Raw genomic sequence first — 17,637 nt, 5'->3', positions numbered from 1 at the left:
AAGAACGATGTTCTGCAATGAAGCCCGACATGGTATCACACCTTGCCGGGCTTCATTTATTCAGCGCTTAAAAATTAAGCGATGATTTTTGCAACAACGCCGGCGCCGACGGTACGACCGCCTTCACGGATAGCGAAGCGCAGACCTTCTTCCATCGCGATCGGGTTGATCAGCTTGACGGTGATCGACACGTTATCGCCTGGCATAACCATTTCTTTGTCCGCTGGCAGTTCGATCGAACCGGTCACGTCAGTCGTACGGAAGTAGAACTGTGGACGATAGTTGTTGAAGAACGGGGTGTGACGGCCGCCTTCATCTTTCGACAGAACGTAGATCTCGCCGGTGAAGTGGTTGTGCGGCTTGATCGATGCTGGCTTGGCCAGAACCTGACCACGCTGGACATCTTCACGCTTGGTACCGCGCAGCAGCAGACCGACGTTGTCGCCAGCTTGACCCTGGTCCAGCAGCTTGCGGAACATTTCCACGCCGGTGCAAGTGGTTTTGACGGTATCGATAATGCCGACGATTTCGATCTCTTCGCCGACCTTGATGATGCCGCGCTCGATACGACCGGTCACAACGGTACCGCGACCCGAGATCGAGAACACGTCTTCCACTGGCATCAGGAAGGCGCCATCGACTGCGCGCTCTGGCGTAGGGATGTAGCTGTCCAGCGCATCGGCCAGACGCATGATGGCGTCAACGCCCATCTCGCCTTCTTTGCCTTCCAGCGCCATACGTGCCGAACCTTTGATGATCGGTACGTCGTCGCCTGGGAACTCGTATTTCGACAGCAACTCACGCACTTCCATTTCGACCAGTTCCAGCAGTTCTGCGTCGTCGACCAGGTCGCACTTGTTCAGGAACACGATGATGTATGGAACGCCAACTTGACGGGCCAGCAGGATGTGCTCGCGGGTCTGTGGCATTGGGCCGTCGGCTGCGGAGCAAACCAGGATCGCGCCGTCCATCTGTGCTGCGCCGGTGATCATGTTTTTGATGTAATCGGCGTGGCCTGGGCAGTCAACGTGCGCGTAGTGACGGGCAGCGGTTTCGTACTCGACGTGTGCGGTGTTGATGGTAATGCCGCGTGCTTTTTCTTCCGGTGCTGCGTCGATCTGGTCGTAAGCTTTCGCTTCGCCGCCGAATTTCTTCGACAGAACGGTTGCGATTGCAGCGGTCAGGGTGGTTTTGCCGTGGTCGACGTGACCGATGGTGCCTACGTTGACGTGCGGTTTAGTCCGCTCGAACTTTTCTTTTGCCATTTTGAATCATCCTTAAAACATTGTTTGTAAATTTGCGGCCCGGTGATCGACCGGACCGCAATGACACTAATTACTTGGCTTTCGCGGTAACGATCGCGTCGATCACGTGCTTAGGCGCTTCCGAGTAGTGCTTGAATTCCATCGTGTAGGTAGCACGACCTTGCGTTGCGGAACGCAGGGTGGTCGAGTAACCAAACATCTCCGACAGTGGCACTTCGGCTTTGATGATCTTGCCGCCGCCGCCTGGGATTTCGTCCATGCCCTGCACCATACCGCGGCGGGACGACAGGTCGCCCATCACGGTACCGGCGTAGTCTTCCGGCGTTTCCACTTCCACAGCCATCATCGGCTCCAGGATGACTGGCGATGCTTTGCGGCAGCCGTCTTTGAAGGCCATCGAAGCGGCCATCTGGAACGCGTTTTCGTTCGAGTCCACATCGTGGTACGAACCGAAGAACAGCGTAACCTTGACGTCCACGACTGGGTAACCAGCCAGCACACCGGTGTTCAGGGTGCCGCGCACGCCTTTTTCAACCGCAGGGATGTACTCGCGAGGAACGGTGCCGCCCTTGATGGCGTCAACGAACTCGAAGCCCTTGCCCGGCTCTTGCGGCTCGATCTTCAGAACCACGTGACCGTACTGACCACGACCACCGGATTGCTTGACGAACTTGCCTTCCGATTCTTCGCAGGTCTTGCGGATCGTTTCGCGGTAAGCCACTTGTGGCTTGCCGACGGTTGCTTCCACGCCGAATTCGCGCTTCATGCGGTCAACGATAATTTCCAGATGCAGTTCGCCCATACCACCGATGATGGTCTGGCCCGATTCTTCATCGGTCTTCACGCGGAACGAAGGATCTTCCTGTGCCAGGCGGTTCAGCGCCAAGCCCATTTTTTCCTGGTCGGCCTTGGTTTTTGGCTCGACTGCCTGTTGAATCACAGGCTCAGGGAAGATCATTTTTTCCAGGGTGATGATCGAGGTCGGATCGCACAGGGTTTCGCCCGTGGTCACGTCTTTCAGACCAACGGCAGCGGCGATGTCGCCGGCGCGCACTTCTTTGATCTCTTCACGCTGGTTGGCGTGCATCTGCAGAATACGACCCAGACGCTCTTTACGACCTTTGACCGAGTTGTACACGGTGTCGCCCGAATTGACGGCGCCCGAGTACACGCGGAAGAAGGCCAATTGACCGACGAACGGGTCGGTCATGATCTTGAAGGCCAGCGCCGAGAACTTCTCGTCGTCCGCAGGACGGCGGGTGGTTGGCTGGTCGTCTTCATCCGTACCGCCGACGTCGTCGATGTCCAGTGGCGACGGCAGGTATTCGATGACCGCGTCCAGCATGGCCTGTACGCCCTTGTTCTTGAAGGCGGTACCGCACATCATAGGAACGATTTCCGAAGCGATGGTACGGGTACGCAGCGCTTGTTTGATCTCGGCTTCGGTCAGGTCGCCTTCTTCCAGGTACTTGTTCATCAGCTCTTCGGTGGCTTCAGCAGCGGCTTCAACCATCTTCTCGCGCCACTCGGCGGCCGAATCGGCCAGCTCTGCAGGGATATCGACGTAGTCGAATTTCATGCCTTGCGATGCTTCGTCCCACAGGATCGCTTTCATCTTGACCAGATCGATCACGCCTTTGAAGTTGTCTTCAGCGCCGATTGGAATCTGGATCAGGACCGGGTTGGCCTTCAGGCGAGCGCGCATCTGCTCGTAGACCTTGAAGAAGTTGGCGCCGGTACGGTCCATCTTGTTGACGAAGGCCAGACGTGGCACTTTGTACTTGTTAGCCTGACGCCATACGGTTTCCGACTGTGGCTGAACACCGCCCACTGCGCAGTAAACCATGCAAGCACCGTCGAGTACGCGCATCGAGCGTTCAACTTCAATGGTGAAGTCAACGTGGCCCGGGGTGTCGATGATGTTGATATGGTGTTCTGGGAAGTTGTTGGCCATGCCTTTCCAGAAGCAGGTCGTTGCAGCGGACGTAATGGTAATGCCGCGCTCTTGTTCCTGCTCCATCCAGTCCATGGTGGCGGCGCCATCGTGAACTTCACCGATCTTGTGGTTCACGCCCGTGTAGAACAGGACGCGCTCGGTGGTAGTGGTCTTACCTGCATCGATGTGAGCGGAGATACCGATGTTGCGGTAGCGCTCGATGGGGGTCTTGCGGGCCATAATTAATCCTAAATCTTTTAATGGACAAAACCGAGCAGCATTTTTTGTGAAAAAAATGAGCCCGGCCTCGAACAACAGATAACAACCAGACCACAGTGGCCCGGTCGATTTTATTAGAAGCGGAAGTGCGAGAACGCCTTGTTCGCTTCTGCCATACGGTGCACTTCATCACGCTTTTTCATCGCACCGCCGCGGCCTTCAGCCGCTTCCATCAGCTCACCGCCGAGGCGTTGTGGCATGGATTTTTCGCTGCGCTTGTTAGCAGCTTCACGCAACCAACGCATCGACAGCGCCATACGACGTACTGGGCGCACTTCAACCGGCACCTGGTAGTTTGCACCACCGACGCGACGGGATTTTACTTCAACCAGCGGTTTGGCGTTGTTGATCGCGGTAGCGAACACTTCCAGCGGGTCTTTACCCGACTTGGCGGCGATGTGCTCGAAGGCACCGTAGATGATGTTTTCTGCGACCGATTTTTTACCGGACAGCATCAGAACGTTCACGAATTTGGCGACATCCGTGTTACCGAATTTAGGATCCGGCAGGATTTCGCGCTTGGGTACTTCACGACGACGTGGCATATCAATTCCTTTCAATCTTCAGTTGAGGTGCGCAGATATGGGTTCGCACTCTCGCGGAGGGTCATCATAACCATCCACTTACTCGACCATTTCCGGTCGATTACATTCACTTAGCTAGTTGCCACTGAGCGAAAACTTTTAATGCAGATTACTTCTTGGCTTTAGCGCGCTTGGTACCGTATTTCGAGCGAGCTTGCTTACGGTCTTTAACGCCCTGGGTATCCAGTGCACCGCGAACCATGTGGTAACGAACACCTGGCAAGTCTTTTACGCGACCGCCGCGCAGCAGAACAACGCTGTGCTCTTGCAGGTTGTGGCCTTCACCGCCGATGTACGAAATGACTTCGAAACCGTTGGTCAGACGCACTTTGGCGACTTTACGCAAAGCCGAGTTAGGCTTCTTAGGAGTGGTGGTGTACACACGGGTGCAAACACCGCGCTTTTGCGGGCTGTTTTCCAGCGCCGGCGATTTGCTTTTCACGGTCAGGGCGACACGTGGATTGCGAATCAGTTGATTGATGGTTGGCATCGTTCTAAACCCAACTTAATAACAACGTGGACAACCCGGACATATGTCCGGGGACGAATCTCAGTCTCAATTCAGGGAACATCGAAGGCGCGCACAGCCAGCCTCTGGGACCAGCCGAAAACAGCGTATACGATGCGCAGACTAAATGGAGAACTCGCGAGTATAGGGCAATTGACCTGAACAGTCAACATATATGGCAGAAAGATGTGCTAGCGTGCTGCACCGAAGTTGCTCAGTGGCTATTCCAAAAGCTGCCCGCGACGGCTGAAAACGCCTGATAATAGCGCACTTTCCACCACGCGCTGCCTGCTGCTGTTGCCCTCCATGCGATCCCTGTTGCGACTCCCTCCCCTGTTCGTACTGGGCAGCTACCTGCTGCTGTCGCTGGTGCCGTGCGTGCCGCTGCTGCTCGGCCGGCCCGCGCCCGGGCTGGGCGCCGTCCTCGGCCTCGAAGCGCTGCTGTGGATCGCCGCGTGGGGCATGTTCCAGCGCCCGGCCTGGTTCCACTGGATGTTGCTGCCTGCCCTGCTGGCCCTGCCTACCGAGCTGTACCTGTTCATGTATTACGGCCAGGGCATTTCCACCCACCACCTCGGCATCATCGCCGAGAGCAGCCCGATGGAAGCCATGGAATTCCTGGGTAACAAGATCTGGCTGATGGCAGCGATCCTGGTCGCCATGCTGGCCTGGTGGGTGGCCATCTTGCTGGCCGCGCGCCGCAGCCCGCAACTGACCTGGCGTGGCAAGACGCGCTGGCTGGCAGTGCCGGCGATCGCCGCCCTGGCCGTGCTGGGCTGGCCCACGCCCACCCCCTTGTTCCAGCAGGCGCCGTTCACTTTCAATAACTTTGCCAACTCCTGGCCCTTCGGCCTGATTGCGCGCGGCGTCGATTTTTACAACGAACGCCGCTACCTGGCCGAACTGGGCATGCGCAGCAGCAACTTCACCTTCAAGGCTCACCAGGCCGCCCCCGACAACGAGCCGGAAGTGGTGATCATGGTGCTCGGCGAATCGTCGCGCTACGACCGCTGGAGCATCAACGGCTACGACCGCGAAACCACCCCGCTGCTGGCGCAGGAGCCCAACCTGGTGTCGCTCACCAATATGATCACGGCGGTGTCGGCCACGCGGCTGTCGGTGCCGGTGATCATTTCGCGCAAGCCGGCCATGCAAAGCCTGAAAGCCGGGTTTTCGGAAAAGTCGTTCCTCACCGCCTATAAAGAAGCGGGTTTCAAAACCTGGTGGTTGTCGAACCAGATCTCGTTCGGCGAGTTCGACACGCCGGTGTCGGTATTCGCCAAGGAAGCGAACGTGATCCAGTTCATGAACCTGGGCAGTTTCAATAACCGCTCCAACCTCGACCAGATTTTGCTGGGGCCGCTGCAACAGGCGATGCACGATCCGGCGCCGAAAAAGCTGATCGTGCTGCACACGCTGGGCAACCACTGGAACTACAGCGAGCGCTATTCCAAAGAATTCGACAAGTGGCAGCCGTCGCTGTTCGGCGTGGACAAGCCCGAGCACACCAATGTCAAGATCAAGGTCGAACTGAACAACAGCTACGACAACTCGATCCTGTACACCGACTGGTTCCTGGCCCAGGTGATCGGCCAGCTCAAGGAGAGCGGCCAGCGCACCGCGATGCTGTACGTGGCCGACCACGGCCAGGTGCTGTACGACGGCAGCTGCGCCATTGCCTTCCATGGCCACAACACGCAGTACGACTTCCACGTGCCGGCGCTGGTGTGGTACTCGGACCAGTACCAGTCGCACTACCCGGACAAGATCAAACAGTTGAAGCGCCTGCGCAAGGCCAGGCTGGCGACCGAGAACGTGTTCCACAGCCTGCTCGACCTCGGCGACATCGCCTACGACGACCAGCATCTCGAGTGGAGTTTCCTCAATAAACAGTTCAAGCCCCACAAGCGCTACGTGGACAGCTACGGCTGGACCAACTACGACAACGCCACCTTCAAGGGCGATTGCCGCGAGGTGATCGACAAGGGCACGCCGCTCAAGCGAGAGAAGTGAGCGCCGGCGCCAGTTGCGGATAGCGGAACACAAAGCCGCTGGCCAGCAAACGCTGCGGCCCCACCCGCTGCCCTTCGAGCAGCAAGTCGGCCTGCTCGCCGAGCGCCAGGCGCATCGGCCAGCCCGGTGTCGGCAAGCCGTACGGACGATGCAGCACCTTGGCGGCCGCGCGGCTGAACTGCGCCTGCGTCAGGCTCTCGGGCGCGGTGAAGTTGTAGCTGCCGCCCGCCCCTGCACCATTGGCGCACAGGTGCGCCATACCGCCGATCACGTCATCGACATGGATCCACGACTGCCACTGCCATCCGCCGCCAAGCGGCCCGCCCAGGCCCAGCCTGATCGGCAACAGCAGCATCGGCAACGCACCCTGGCGGCCCAGTACCAGGCCGAAGCGCAGACACGCCACCGTTACGCCGTGGGCGCTGGCGCGCTGCGCCGCTTCTTCCCATTCACGGCACAGGTCGGACATGAACACCGGCTGCGGCGGCGCGGTTTCGGTGAGCACCGTGTCGTCGCCCTGCGGCTGCACACCGTAGTAACCGATCGCTGAACCCGAGAGCATCAGCGCCGGCTTGTGTTCGGCCTGGGCGATCCAGTCCACCACCCTGGCGGTCAGCGCCACCCGACTCTGGCGCAACGCCGCGCGGCGCGCTGCCGTCCAGCGCCAGCCGAGGATGCGCGCGCCGGCCAGGTTGACGATCACGTCGATGCGGCGCGACGGCGGCAGCTGGTCCATGCTGTCCACGCAGTCGACACGGCCGTCGAACAGCCACGCGGCCTGGCGCGGCTGGCGCGTGAGCACCGTCACGCGCTGGCCATCGCGCAGCAGCGCACGCACCAGGCGCTGGCCGATGAAACCGGTGGCGCCGGTAACCAGGAAGCTGCGGCCGGTGGCGCCAAAGGCCTGCGCCGGCTCGCTCGACTCCTGGAGACGGTCCTGGCGCCCCAGCGCGCGCGAGGCCAGCGCATCGCGGATGCCGGAAACGCCCACGCCCACGCCGCACAGCGCCAGGAACACGCCGAGCGCACCGTTCGGTTGCCACACGATGGCGGTGGGCAGCGCCAGCCACTGCGGCGCATTCAGGGCCAGCAGCGCGATGAAGGCGCCGCCGTTCATGGCCAGCACCGTGTGCGTGACGCGCTCGGTGGCCGGCAGCAGGCGGGTGCGGTCTTCCACCACGAAATCCCACAGCGTCAGCCCGATCTCGACCACGAACACCAGTAACACCACCACCGCCCACAGGCCGTGGAACGCCCACGACGACAGGCCGATGAACAAGGCGCTGTAAATCAGTGCGCGCACCGCGTGAATCGCCAGCTCGCGGCGGGCGGTGGCGCGGCCTGGCAGCGCCTCGGTCAGCTCGTGGTGGTACAGGGTGTCGAACGCGCCCAGGCAGCCCTGGGCCGCCATCAACTGCAATGCCAATAAATGAGTATTCATGGTGTCACCTCGCGGAACACGCCCGCTTGCGTAAATGTGGTGCCAAACAGTGGGTGCCGGATCTCGATCCGGATGTCGAACTGGTTGGCGCTGTTGTTGCGATGGCAGAGATAGGTCTTGCCGGGCGTGATCAGCCCGGGCAGCGGGATGCGGATACCGAGCACATCCCAGAAATAGCCGTCGCTTTCGAAATGCAGGTTGCCCTCGCGGATCGACAGCAGCAGCTTCATGCCCAGGCCCATGCCCACGTATTCGAGCACCTCGCCCTTCTCGCTCTCGGCCATGAACGAGGTGAACATTACCGGCCGGCGGCGGTTGAGGCGGTAGATGCGCTGCTTGAAGATCGAGGCGCAGTTCGGCTTGGAATAGACTTCGATATCGACCGGGAAATCGGCGTCGGTGTACGGCATCAGCGCGCCCTTGATAAATGGCATGCTCAGGTAGCCGAGCACCCGCCCCAGGCGCGAACAGGTCAGCTCCGACAGCCGTCCCTGGTAGCGCAGCGGCTTGCCGGGCAGCGGATTCTTGTCGAACCGGGCCTGGATGTCGGGATGCAGCAGGCGCCATTGTGGACCCAGGATTTTCTTGAACAGCTCGCCTTCGGACGGCGTGCTCATGGTTTTTTCTTTTCGCTACCCATCAATCGGGCCATCTTGCCGCCCATGGTCAGCAAGCGTTGCAAGGTGGCCGGTGGCAAATGCCTGGTGTCGCCGTAGGCGGTGGTGAGCATTTCCATGAAGGCCAGTACCTGGTCCATCTTGACCTTGGTGGCGTCTTCCAGCGCCGGGTCGCTGTCAGCTTCCTGGGCGCATTCGCGCAAGACAGTGAGCGTGGGGTCGATTTCGCGCTTCTTGCGTTCCTCGACGATCACGCGGAAGATTTCCCACACGTCCTGCAAGGCCAGGAAATGGTCGCGGCGGTCGCCGGCCAGGTGGGTCACGCGCACCAGGCCCCAGCTCTGCAATTCCTTGAGGCTGTTGCTGACGTTGGAGCGGGCCACGGTGAGTGTCTCGGCGATTTCCTCGGCATGCAGCGGGCGGTTGACCAGGAACAGCAGCGCGTGGATTTGCGCCACGGTGCGGTTCACGCCCCAGCGCGTGCCCATCTCGCCCCAGTGCAGGATGTATTTTTGAATCGTTGGTGCGAGGGTCATGCGGCGTCCTTTTCGATTATCGTTATTATAGGTTTAGAGCGTCCGACATAACCTTCAGAGCAAGGCGCAGCGACGAAGGCAGTACGAATGTACGGCGAGGAGCTGCAACGCCGCTATGGAGGTTATGTTGGACGCTCTTAGACTGGCTTGTGCACCATCAGCCAGTACACCACCATCAGCGCGCCAAAGGCGGGAAAGCCCAGCGCGGTCCAGATTTTCTCGTAGCGCCAGTAACGGGCCGGCAGCGGCAGCAGGTTGCGCGCAGCCTCGGCCGCCATGTCGCGCATGCGCAATTGCAGCCACACCACCGGCAGCCAGCACAGGCCGGCCAGCACATACAGCGCGATCGACCACATGATCCAGCGCGAATGCATCGGGTAGCCGGCCAGATGGATCATCCAGAAACCCGACAGCGGCTGGATGATCACGGACGGCGTGGTAAACCACCAGTCGGCGCGGGCGACGAGCCGCGTGACCACGGCCATCGCCTGCACGTTGCCGCTGCGGTTGACAAAGAACATGTAGAAGGCGGTGCCGAAACCGGTGCCCACCATCAGGGTGGCGGACAGGATGTGCAGCACTTTCACGGCAAAGTATTCCATCATCTTTCTCCTTGATGTTTGGCCGGGCTGGCACGCCACATCAGCAGCATCAGCGCCAGCAACGGCAGGTTCTTGGTCAGCGGCCCGAACGGATGCCGCCAGAAATCGGGCAGGAACACGCTGAGCATGGCGGTGTAGCCGCCCACCAGCGCCAGTTGCGCCGCCCACAGCCAGCGGCGCGGACGCAGCAACAGCAACACGCCGATGGCGGCGTCCGTCACGCTGGCAGCGAGCAGCATCGGCTCCTGCCAGGCGGCTGGCACACCGCAGGCGGCCAGCCAGGACCGGCTCTCGGCATGGGGCCAGGCAAACCACGACACGTACGCCGTGATCAGCCACATCAGCGCGATGGCCACCGTCACCAGCGGCGCGCCCCAGGACCACGCTGCCGTCACGCGCTGCGCCGGCCCGGCAAAGGAACCGGGGTCGCGCAGCGGCCGGCCCAGCACGACTTGCGCGGGTGCCGGGTCGGCCGTGTTGGAGCCGTCGGCGCTTTGTTCGAGCATCAGGAGCGACTCTGGCGTAAAGGCAGACGAAGGCGCCAGCGCGGCGATGTGCGCGGCCAGGACGGCCACCGGGCCAGGCAACGAGAGCACCAGCGCAGCGGGCGCCTGCATGCCGCGCCGCAGGTCGGCCAGGTAGCCGGCCATGGTCATGGCACGCGGGCCGACCACGGCCAGTTCGCGCGGCATGGCGCCCGGCACGGTCAGCAACCGCACCACGATGTCGGCCAGGTCGTCCACGTGTATGGGCTGCACCAGCGCCCGGTGGGCAGCCGGCAGCATCAGCACCGGCAAGGTCGCCAGCATGCGGAACAGCACGCTGCTGGCGCCATGCTCGCCGTACACCAGCGAGGGACGGATGATGGTGGCATCCATCTTGCGCGCCAGCAGGTCAGCCTCGGCCGCGCCCTTGCTGCGCCAGTAGCCGGTGGCGGCCTGCGGCTGGCTGCCCAGCGCGGACACCTGCACCACGCGCAGGCCCAACTGCTCGCAAGCGGCAAACAGGGCGACCGGCGCGGCGCGGTGCAGGCGGTCGAAATCGCCTTTTTGCACTTCGCGGATGATGCCCACGGCGTTGACCACGGCATCGACACCTTGCAGCAAGGGCAGCCACTGCTGCACATTGGTCATATGGCCGAAGTCGAGCTCGATCCAGTCGGATGCCAGCTCGCCAGCTGGACGGCGGCGGCTGGCGCCAACCACGTCAACACCTGCCGCGCGCAACGCCCTGAGCACGTGCGCCCCCACCAGTCCGGTGGCGCCGATCACCAGTACCCGCATATGACCTCCGTCGGTTATTTCTGTAAAGACAGAAATTGATGGGTAAAAATTTGACCGACGAGTCGGCCTAAAGTGTCTGACGGAGCATCCTTGATTTCTGTCATTGCAGAAATACTAGAATTCTCCGCCAGGGATGTCAAGCGAATATCAGGTCAATGCCAGGTTGCGGCCGGCTGACCGCGCCGGGCTGCCACCACTGGCGACGCCGTCGATCTTGAAGATGCTCACCGTTTGCGCCAGCTCGGTGGCCTGGTCCTGCAGCGACTGGGTAGCGGCGGCCGCCTCTTCAACCAGCGCGGCATTCTGCTGCGTCACCTGGTCCATCTGGGCGATGGCCTGGTTGACCTGGTCGATGCCGTCGCTCTGCTCGCGGCTGGCGGTGGCGATTTCGCCGACGATCTGGGTGACCTGGTGGACGTTGCCCACCAAGGTGTTCATGGTGGTGCCGGCTTTTTCCACCAGGTCGGTGCCGAGCTGGATCTTTTGCACCGAAGCGTCGATCAGCACCTTGATTTCCTTGGCGGCCGATGCCGAGCGCTGCGCCAGGTTGCGCACTTCCGACGCCACCACCGCGAAGCCCCGGCCCTGCTCGCCCGCACGGGCCGCTTCCACCGCCGCGTTCAGCGCCAGGATATTGGTCTGGAACGCGATGCCGTCGATCACGCCGGTGATATCGACGATCTTGCGCGACGCTTCGTTGATGTCGTTCATGGTGGACACCACCTGCTGCATCACCTCGCCGCCATGGGCAGCGGTGCTCGACGCGCCTTCCACCAGGCCACGCGCGTGCTGGGCGTTTTCCGAGTTTTGCTTGACGGTGCTGGTCAGTTCTTCGATCGAGGCGGCGGTTTCCTCCAGCGAACTGGCCTGGGTCTCGGTGCGCGACGACAATTCCATGTTGCCGGCAGCGAGTTCGCGTGAGCCGCGGTCGATCATCTCGGCGCCGCCGCGCACGCGCGACACGGTGCTGAGCAAATCGGTCTGCATGCGCGAAATCGCCTGCAGCAGGCGCTTGACTTCGTTGCGACCCGGCTCGTCGATGCGGGCGGTCAGGTCGCCCTGGGCCACCTGGTCGAGCAATTCCACGGCGCGCTCGAGCGGATCCAGTACCACCGACTTGAGCAACAGGTGGACGCCCACCACCAGCACCAGCGCACCCAGCAGGCCCAAGCCCACCAGCCACTTGACCAGCGTGTAGGCGCCCTCGCGCTCATCCATCAGCGCGGTCATTTGCTCGTCGCTGAGCTTCTGGTACTTTTCCAGCTGGGCCGAGAAGGCCGCGCCGGTCGGCGTCAGTTCCTTGACGTTGATGGCGACGTAGGCATCGGCATCGCTTTTGGCCAGCGCACCGATGGCGCGCTCGAGCACGGCCGACTGCGCACGCCCGGCCTCGATCAGCGATTTCTTCAACGCGACATCTTCGCCCGGGTAGCTGGCAGCCTTTTCGTACTTGGCGATAAAGTCCAGCCCGCGCGTATAGGATTTTCTGGCGGAGGCCAGCGCCGACTCGAGATCGGCCGGCGCGCCGCCGTCCTTGACCACGGTGTATCCGCGCGTCATGGCCGAGCGGGTGCGGGTGGTATCCTTGTACGCATCGTTGATGGCAATGACCTGGATGCTGGTCTGGTACATGGTGGACATGGCATGGTTGGCCTGGCTGAGGGCGTGCACGCCAAGGCCGGCGCCGGCCAGCAGCATGGCAGCAAATACCAGCAAAACCCCCATCAGGCTGGCGCGCACGGTCACGTTATTCATTGCATCTCCCGCATTGTTAACAGTTACACATTGCCACTCAGCAATAGTGTGAGGGCCGAATATACCAAGAATTTGACATTCTTTGGCTGAAATCGGCTCATGCTGACGATGGGGCGTGGCTAATCCAGCACAGATTCGCAGGCCTGCGGATAGGCCAGGTAGTAGTCGGCCAGCTTGTCATGCACGCGGCCGGCCTTGGCCGCCAGCAAGCCATCGCGATCGACCGTTGTCAGCAGCGAAAGTCCATTGGTGTCCTTGAGCACGCCCTGCGCCACCTGCAGGCGGCCATTGACCCTGGCCACGCACAGCGGCGCGAGCCGCCGCGCCAGCAGCGGCGCCAGGATCAGGTTGTGCGACGACACCAGCACGCAACCGGACTCGGCCAATGTGTCGAGCACTGCCGCCGAGGCCGAGACCGATTCCAGGTGGTTGGTGCCACGGAAGATTTCATCGATCAGGAAGATGGCCGGCCCGCGCCGCGCCAGCGCCAGCAGTTCGCCGGCGCGCCGCACCTCGGCCATGTACAGGCTCTCGCCGCCTTCGAGCGTATCGTCGTTCTACATGCTGGCGTAGACGGGCAAGTCGGGCGTAACGGCGGCGTCGGCATAGCAAAAGCCGAACGCGCGCGCCGTCACCAGGTTCAGCCCCACGGTGCGCAGCAGGGTGCTCTTGCCAATGCCGTTCTGACCTGAAATAAAGGCGCCACGGCCGTCGTCGCCCACGCGCAACGACAACGGCACGGGCGCGCCCAGCAGCGGATGAACCGCGTGCTCGAGCGCGAATCCGGTGGCGCCCGCCCCGCTATCGGCCCAGCAATAGCGCTGCGCGCCAGCCAGGTGCCGCGCCAGCGCCAGGTCCGCTTCCACGGTGGCCACGCGCTCGAAGCTCGCACGCAGCAGCGGCAGCTGGGCGGTCACCACCACCCGGCTGGCAAAATAGTGGCGTATATTGCGCAGCAAGACCCAGTCGCCGTATTCCTGCAGGCCGGGCACGAAGGCCAGCGACAACTGCCACAGGCGGCGATGGAGCTTGCCGGCGGCAGCGGCGTCCGGTCGCAGCGGCGCCGCCACGGTATCGTCGAGGCCGGCGAGCGACGCATGCGCGCGCAGCAGGTGGCCGATGGTGTCGAGCTGCAACTGCCAGCTGGCGGCGCTGTGTTGCCAGCGCAGCTGGATCGCCATCAGCAAGAGCCACAGCACCAACGCCACGCCCCACAGCGGCAACCAGCCCGTCGCCAGCGCCAGCACCACCACCGCCATGAACCCCAGCGGCAGCGCACCGAGCCACTGCGCCCAGCGCGGCGCCGGCGCCAGCGGCGCGCCGAACACGGTGTCGGCGACGTCGCTTTCGGACCTGCGCAAACCCTCGCACGCCACCTGCACACGCTGGCGTGCGGCATCATCGGCTACCAGCGTGCAGACGTGTTCGGTAGGCGCGGCCGGATCGACGTCAACGGGCGCCTGCAAGCGCCGGTGCAGCTCCTGCCGGCCGAAGATGCTGGTCCCCGGCGCCAGGCACGCACTGTATTGCGGCAACATCAAATCAGTCCAGGTCTGGGCATCGAGCGCATCCGCCCCGCCGTGCACCAGGCGCTGGTAACGCGCCACCTTGCCGGCGTCGAATGGTATATCGGTGACCGGCGCCAGCGCGGGCAGCGCCAGGTTGATCAGGCTGTTAAAGCGGGCAAGCAGGGACATGGAATGCTCAAAATTTTCGAATGAGCATTAAATAGGCGTGGTTGCCGGATCATCAAGGTCGACGTCGTCGACTAAATTGGTTGGACCGAGTCCCACACTGCTGGCAATCGATCAAGTTGGGCCAGCCAGTTTTGCAATGATGGGTCAAGCCATCCCACCACCTCCATGCCCCTGGCGTGCAGGGCAATCAACGTGGGAGTGAGCCACAAAAGCTGTTCATGATGAAATACACGGTTGCGCAAGCTACGGACCTGGTTCAACGCAGCGGATATGGTATGGCGCTGCCTTTGCTGTTTGGGGCAACGCGGGAAGACCAATCTCAGTTCTTTCCATAATATTCCCTGGAATTGAGCATTGAATAACGAGCTCCAAAACCCGAACGCCAGTTCGGCAACGATTTTGTCCGGCGTTGCCACTTCGGCGCGCCGGAGCAGTTTGGCCTTGGCGTTGTTGACCTCCCGGATTTGCCAATCGAACACTGGCCTCCCTATCCAGTCATGCCACCAATCGGCTCTTTCATAGAGCAATGCAAGACGGTTGTGCATACCATTTCTCAAGGCGATTTCCAGCACGTTCAGCAGGGGCATCATCGCCTCTGCCAGAAGCAGGTTGCTCACATATGCTCGGGTAGCTATCTCTTTATCCCCATCACACGATGCGCGATAGCGCCCCAGGCGGGCCGAAGAAAAATGCTTTTCCAGGTCTTCCCAGTTCATATTTTGCCTTTGAAAGCCCGAAGCGATTGGTGGTATACTGCTGGTGCAGCCCTGGTCCAAGTCCTCTCCCAGCCCACATACTGGTGATGACGCCAGGTTAGTTTTTGGTCCCGTTCGCGGGACCACCCCGATTCCAGACAAGCCCGCCATATGGCGGGTTTGTTGTTTCTACTTCCGCAAGTTACTGCTCCTATTCGAGTTGCGGCCCAGGCTTAAGTTCCACATCCCGCTATCACATCAAAGGGTGCATGACGGCCGGACACCGCTGCGGACACCACCGGACACTCGCGGACACCGGACACTCCCCGCACTAACCCCATCAAATCAACCACTTAGCATCTGGCACGGATACTGCATAGCGTAGAGCATTCAACCTCTACGCAACCGCCATGATCCGAGACACTTCGCAACAGGACGCCGTCATCGCCGCACCCAAGGGGCAGCACGCCAAACGTCGCCTGGTGATCGCCGCCGGCCTGGCACTGCTGCTGGCAGCCGGCTACTACCTGGTCCACACCTGGCGCGACACCGACCACTCGGTCTCGATCGCGCGCCTGCGCATTGCCGAAGTCACCCGGGGCACGCTGGTGCGCGACGCTGCCGTCAATGGCCGCATCGTTGCCGCCGTCAGCCCCACCCTGTACGCCACGTCGGCCGCCACCGTCACCCTCAAGGTGGCCGCCGGCGACACCGTCAAAAAACACGATGTGCTGGCCGTGCTCGAGTCGCCCGACCTGGCCGACGCGCTCAAGCGCGAACAATCGGCCTATGCCCAGATCGAGGCCGACGTGGCGCGCCAGCGCATCCTGGCGCGCAAGCAGCAACTGCTGGCGCGGCGCGATGCCGACACCGCCGAGATCGACCGGCTGTCGGCCCAGCGCACGCTCGAGCGCTACGACGCCGTGGCCAACGACGGCATCGTCGCCAAGATCGATTACCAGAAAGCCAGGGACGCGCTCAACTCGGCGCAGATCCGCGCCCGCCACGCCGGCCAGGCCGCCGAGCTGGAAGGCGACAACGTGGCGCTGGAACTGCAATCGAAAATCAAGCAGCTCGAACAGCAGCGCATGGTCCTGTCGAACGCCCAGCGCCGGGTGGACGAGCTGACCGTGCGGGCGCCGGTGGACGGCTTCATCGGCACGCTGTCGGTGGCCAACCGCAGCGTGGTGCCGCTCAACACGCCGTTGATGACGCTGGTGGACCTGTCGCAACTGGAGGTGGAACTGGAAGTGCCGGAAACTTACGTGGCCGACATGGGCCTGGGCATGCGTGCCGAGGTCAATTACGGCACCGGCAACGCCAGCGGCAAGCTGTCGGCGCTCTCGCCCGAGGTGGTCAAGAACCAGGTGCTGGCGCGGGTGCGCTTCGCTGGCAAGCAGCCGCCCGGCCTGCGCCAGAACCAGCGCGTGACCGCGCGCCTGCTGATCGACGAAAAACCCAACGCCCTGATCGTGCAGCGCGGGCCGTTCGTGGAATCGGAAGGTGGCCGCTACGCCTACGTGGTGCGCGACGGCGTGGCCATCCGTACCGCCATCCGCCTGGGCGCCACCAGCGTGACGGCGGTGGAAATTCTCGACGGCCTGAAACAGGGCGACAAGATCGTCATTGCCGGCAGCGAAACGTTCGAGAACGCCGCCCGCATCTCCATCAACAATTAATCCATACACTGAAAGGCCCACCATGCTGCGCATGCATAACCTGAGCAAAGTCTATCGCACCCACATGATCGAAACCCACGCGCTGCGCGGCTTCGAGATCAATGTCGAGCAGGGCGAATTCGTCACCGTCACCGGCCCGTCCGGCTCCGGCAAGACCAGTTTCCTCAACATCGCCGGCCTGCTCGAAGAATTCACCGACGGCGAATACATCCTCGACGGCGTCAACGTCAAGGGCATGGACGACAACGCCCGCTCACGCCTGCGCAACGAAAAGCTCGGCTTCATCTTCCAGGGTTTTAACCTGATCCCCGACCTGTCGCTGTTCGACAACGTCGATGTGCCGCTGCGTTACCGTGGTTTCAACCGCGCCGAACGCCGCGAGCGCATCGAAGACGCGCTGGCCAAGGTGGGCCTCGCTTCGCGCATGAAGCACTACCCGGCCGAGCTGTCGGGCGGACAGCAGCAGCGGGTGGCGATCGCGCGCGCGCTGGCCGGCTCGCCCAAGCTGCTGCTGGCCGATGAACCAACCGGCAACCTCGACACGCAAATGGCGCGCGGCGTGATGGAACTGCTCGAAGACATCAACGCCCAGGGCACCACCATTTTGATGGTCACCCACGATCCCGAACTGGCGGGCCGCACGCGGCGCAACGTCCACATCATCGACGGCCAGGTTTCGGACCTGGTGCGCAAGTCGCCGTCGTTATACGACACCCAGCACACCAGCCACGTGGCCTGAGGAGACCC

General features: G+C 62.1%; 16 protein-coding genes. 3 read left to right on the top strand and 13 right to left on the bottom strand.

What is annotated here, in order from left to right; all coding sequences use genetic code 11:
• Positions 1-74: 74 nt before the first annotated feature.
• The 4 genes from tuf to rpsL form a co-directional block, all read right to left on the bottom strand.
• Entirely contained in the window at positions 75-1,265 is a 1,191-nt protein-coding gene (gene tuf / locus J2X54_RS03095) for an elongation factor Tu (protein WP_310177466.1), read from the bottom strand.
• A gap of 70 nt (positions 1,266-1,335) precedes the next feature.
• Positions 1,336-3,441, bottom strand: coding sequence for an elongation factor G (gene fusA / locus J2X54_RS03090; RefSeq protein WP_310177590.1), 2,106 nt, complete (start codon positions 3,439-3,441; stop codon positions 1,336-1,338).
• 113 nt (positions 3,442-3,554) lie between these two features.
• Complete coding sequence (gene rpsG, locus J2X54_RS03085; RefSeq protein ID WP_008444271.1) at positions 3,555-4,025, bottom strand: 30S ribosomal protein S7; 471 nt, start codon at positions 4,023-4,025, stop codon at positions 3,555-3,557.
• Between the two features lie 148 nt (positions 4,026-4,173).
• A complete protein-coding gene (gene rpsL / locus J2X54_RS03080) occupies positions 4,174-4,554 on the bottom strand; it encodes a 30S ribosomal protein S12 (RefSeq protein ID WP_019923502.1) in 381 nt (126 codons plus the stop codon).
• A gap of 336 nt (positions 4,555-4,890) precedes the next feature.
• Between rpsL and J2X54_RS03075 the strand changes: the two genes are divergently transcribed.
• Positions 4,891-6,585 (top strand): phosphoethanolamine transferase, encoded by a 1,695-nt coding sequence (locus J2X54_RS03075; protein WP_310177570.1) that lies wholly within the window; start codon positions 4,891-4,893, stop codon positions 6,583-6,585.
• Here the strand turns inward: J2X54_RS03075 and J2X54_RS03070 are convergent.
• From J2X54_RS03070 to J2X54_RS03030, 9 genes are all read right to left on the bottom strand, one after another.
• Entirely contained in the window at positions 6,569-8,026 is a 1,458-nt protein-coding gene (locus J2X54_RS03070) for a TIGR01777 family oxidoreductase (RefSeq protein ID WP_310177568.1), read from the bottom strand. The genes J2X54_RS03075 and J2X54_RS03070 overlap by 17 nt on opposite strands.
• Positions 8,023-8,643 (bottom strand): DUF4166 domain-containing protein, encoded by a 621-nt coding sequence (locus tag J2X54_RS03065; RefSeq protein WP_310177565.1) that lies wholly within the window; start codon positions 8,641-8,643, stop codon positions 8,023-8,025. Before J2X54_RS03065 ends, J2X54_RS03070 begins: the two co-directional genes overlap by 4 nt.
• Positions 8,640-9,179, bottom strand: a complete 540-nt coding sequence (locus J2X54_RS03060) for a MarR family transcriptional regulator (RefSeq protein ID WP_310177562.1) — start codon at positions 9,177-9,179, stop codon at positions 8,640-8,642. Before J2X54_RS03060 ends, J2X54_RS03065 begins: the two co-directional genes overlap by 4 nt.
• Before the next feature lie 137 nt (positions 9,180-9,316).
• Positions 9,317-9,781, bottom strand: a complete 465-nt coding sequence (locus J2X54_RS03055; RefSeq protein ID WP_070246990.1) for a DUF2269 domain-containing protein — start codon at positions 9,779-9,781, stop codon at positions 9,317-9,319.
• Positions 9,781-11,064: an SDR family oxidoreductase gene (locus J2X54_RS03050; RefSeq protein WP_310177560.1), complete on the bottom strand. Its 1,284-nt coding sequence runs from the start codon at positions 11,062-11,064 to the stop codon at positions 9,781-9,783. Before J2X54_RS03050 ends, J2X54_RS03055 begins: the two co-directional genes overlap by 1 nt.
• A 147-nt stretch (positions 11,065-11,211) precedes the next feature.
• Positions 11,212-12,819 (bottom strand): methyl-accepting chemotaxis protein, encoded by a 1,608-nt coding sequence (locus tag J2X54_RS03045; RefSeq protein ID WP_310177558.1) that lies wholly within the window; start codon positions 12,817-12,819, stop codon positions 11,212-11,214.
• Between the two features lie 119 nt (positions 12,820-12,938).
• Positions 12,939-13,340: a hypothetical protein gene (locus tag J2X54_RS03040; RefSeq protein WP_310177556.1), complete on the bottom strand. Its 402-nt coding sequence runs from the start codon at positions 13,338-13,340 to the stop codon at positions 12,939-12,941.
• A gap of 36 nt (positions 13,341-13,376) precedes the next feature.
• On the bottom strand, positions 13,377-14,516 hold the full coding sequence (locus J2X54_RS03035) for a DNA mismatch repair protein MutS (protein WP_310177554.1): 1,140 nt from the start codon (positions 14,514-14,516) through the stop codon (positions 13,377-13,379).
• A gap of 71 nt (positions 14,517-14,587) precedes the next feature.
• Positions 14,588-15,232 (bottom strand): hypothetical protein, encoded by a 645-nt coding sequence (locus J2X54_RS03030; protein WP_310177552.1) that lies wholly within the window; start codon positions 15,230-15,232, stop codon positions 14,588-14,590.
• Between the two features lie 389 nt (positions 15,233-15,621).
• Between J2X54_RS03030 and J2X54_RS03025 the strand changes: the two genes are divergently transcribed.
• On the top strand, positions 15,622-16,890 hold the full coding sequence (locus tag J2X54_RS03025) for an efflux RND transporter periplasmic adaptor subunit (protein ID WP_310177549.1): 1,269 nt from the start codon (positions 15,622-15,624) through the stop codon (positions 16,888-16,890).
• A 22-nt stretch (positions 16,891-16,912) separates the two neighbouring features.
• The gene (locus J2X54_RS03020) at positions 16,913-17,629 is read left to right on the top strand and encodes an ABC transporter ATP-binding protein (protein WP_070246986.1); all 717 of its coding nucleotides are present in this window, start codon (positions 16,913-16,915) and stop codon (positions 17,627-17,629) included.
• Positions 17,630-17,637 lie beyond the last annotated feature (8 nt).

It is taken from the genome of Duganella sp. 3397, from assembly GCF_031456625.1.
Classification (GTDB): domain Bacteria; phylum Pseudomonadota; class Gammaproteobacteria; order Burkholderiales; family Burkholderiaceae_D; genus Rugamonas; species Rugamonas phyllosphaerae.
This window is presented reverse-complemented; position numbering and strand designations above follow the sequence as displayed.

Excerpts from the sequence above, each read along its gene's own strand:
- tuf (WP_310177466.1), bottom strand. The coding sequence starts at position 1,265 with ATGGCAAAAGAAAAGTTCGAGCGGACTAAACCGCACGTCAACGTAGGC.
- fusA (WP_310177590.1), bottom strand. The coding sequence starts at position 3,441 with ATGGCCCGCAAGACCCCCATCGAGCGCTACCGCAACATCGGTATCTCC.
- rpsG (WP_008444271.1), bottom strand. The coding sequence starts at position 4,025 with ATGCCACGTCGTCGTGAAGTACCCAAGCGCGAAATCCTGCCGGATCCT.
- rpsL (WP_019923502.1), bottom strand. The coding sequence starts at position 4,554 with ATGCCAACCATCAATCAACTGATTCGCAATCCACGTGTCGCCCTGACC.
- J2X54_RS03070 (WP_310177568.1), bottom strand. The coding sequence starts at position 8,026 with ATGAATACTCATTTATTGGCATTGCAGTTGATGGCGGCCCAGGGCTGC.
- J2X54_RS03065 (WP_310177565.1), bottom strand. The coding sequence starts at position 8,643 with ATGAGCACGCCGTCCGAAGGCGAGCTGTTCAAGAAAATCCTGGGTCCA.
- J2X54_RS03060 (WP_310177562.1), bottom strand. The coding sequence starts at position 9,179 with ATGACCCTCGCACCAACGATTCAAAAATACATCCTGCACTGGGGCGAG.
- J2X54_RS03055 (WP_070246990.1), bottom strand. The coding sequence starts at position 9,781 with ATGGAATACTTTGCCGTGAAAGTGCTGCACATCCTGTCCGCCACCCTG.
- J2X54_RS03050 (WP_310177560.1), bottom strand. The coding sequence starts at position 11,064 with ATGCGGGTACTGGTGATCGGCGCCACCGGACTGGTGGGGGCGCACGTG.
- J2X54_RS03045 (WP_310177558.1), bottom strand. The coding sequence starts at position 12,819 with ATGAATAACGTGACCGTGCGCGCCAGCCTGATGGGGGTTTTGCTGGTA.
- J2X54_RS03040 (WP_310177556.1), bottom strand. The coding sequence starts at position 13,340 with ATGGCCGAGGTGCGGCGCGCCGGCGAACTGCTGGCGCTGGCGCGGCGC.
- J2X54_RS03035 (WP_310177554.1), bottom strand. The coding sequence starts at position 14,516 with ATGTCCCTGCTTGCCCGCTTTAACAGCCTGATCAACCTGGCGCTGCCC.
- J2X54_RS03030 (WP_310177552.1), bottom strand. The coding sequence starts at position 15,232 with ATGAACTGGGAAGACCTGGAAAAGCATTTTTCTTCGGCCCGCCTGGGG.
- J2X54_RS03025 (WP_310177549.1), top strand. The coding sequence starts at position 15,622 with ATGATCCGAGACACTTCGCAACAGGACGCCGTCATCGCCGCACCCAAG.
- J2X54_RS03020 (WP_070246986.1), top strand. The coding sequence starts at position 16,913 with ATGCTGCGCATGCATAACCTGAGCAAAGTCTATCGCACCCACATGATC.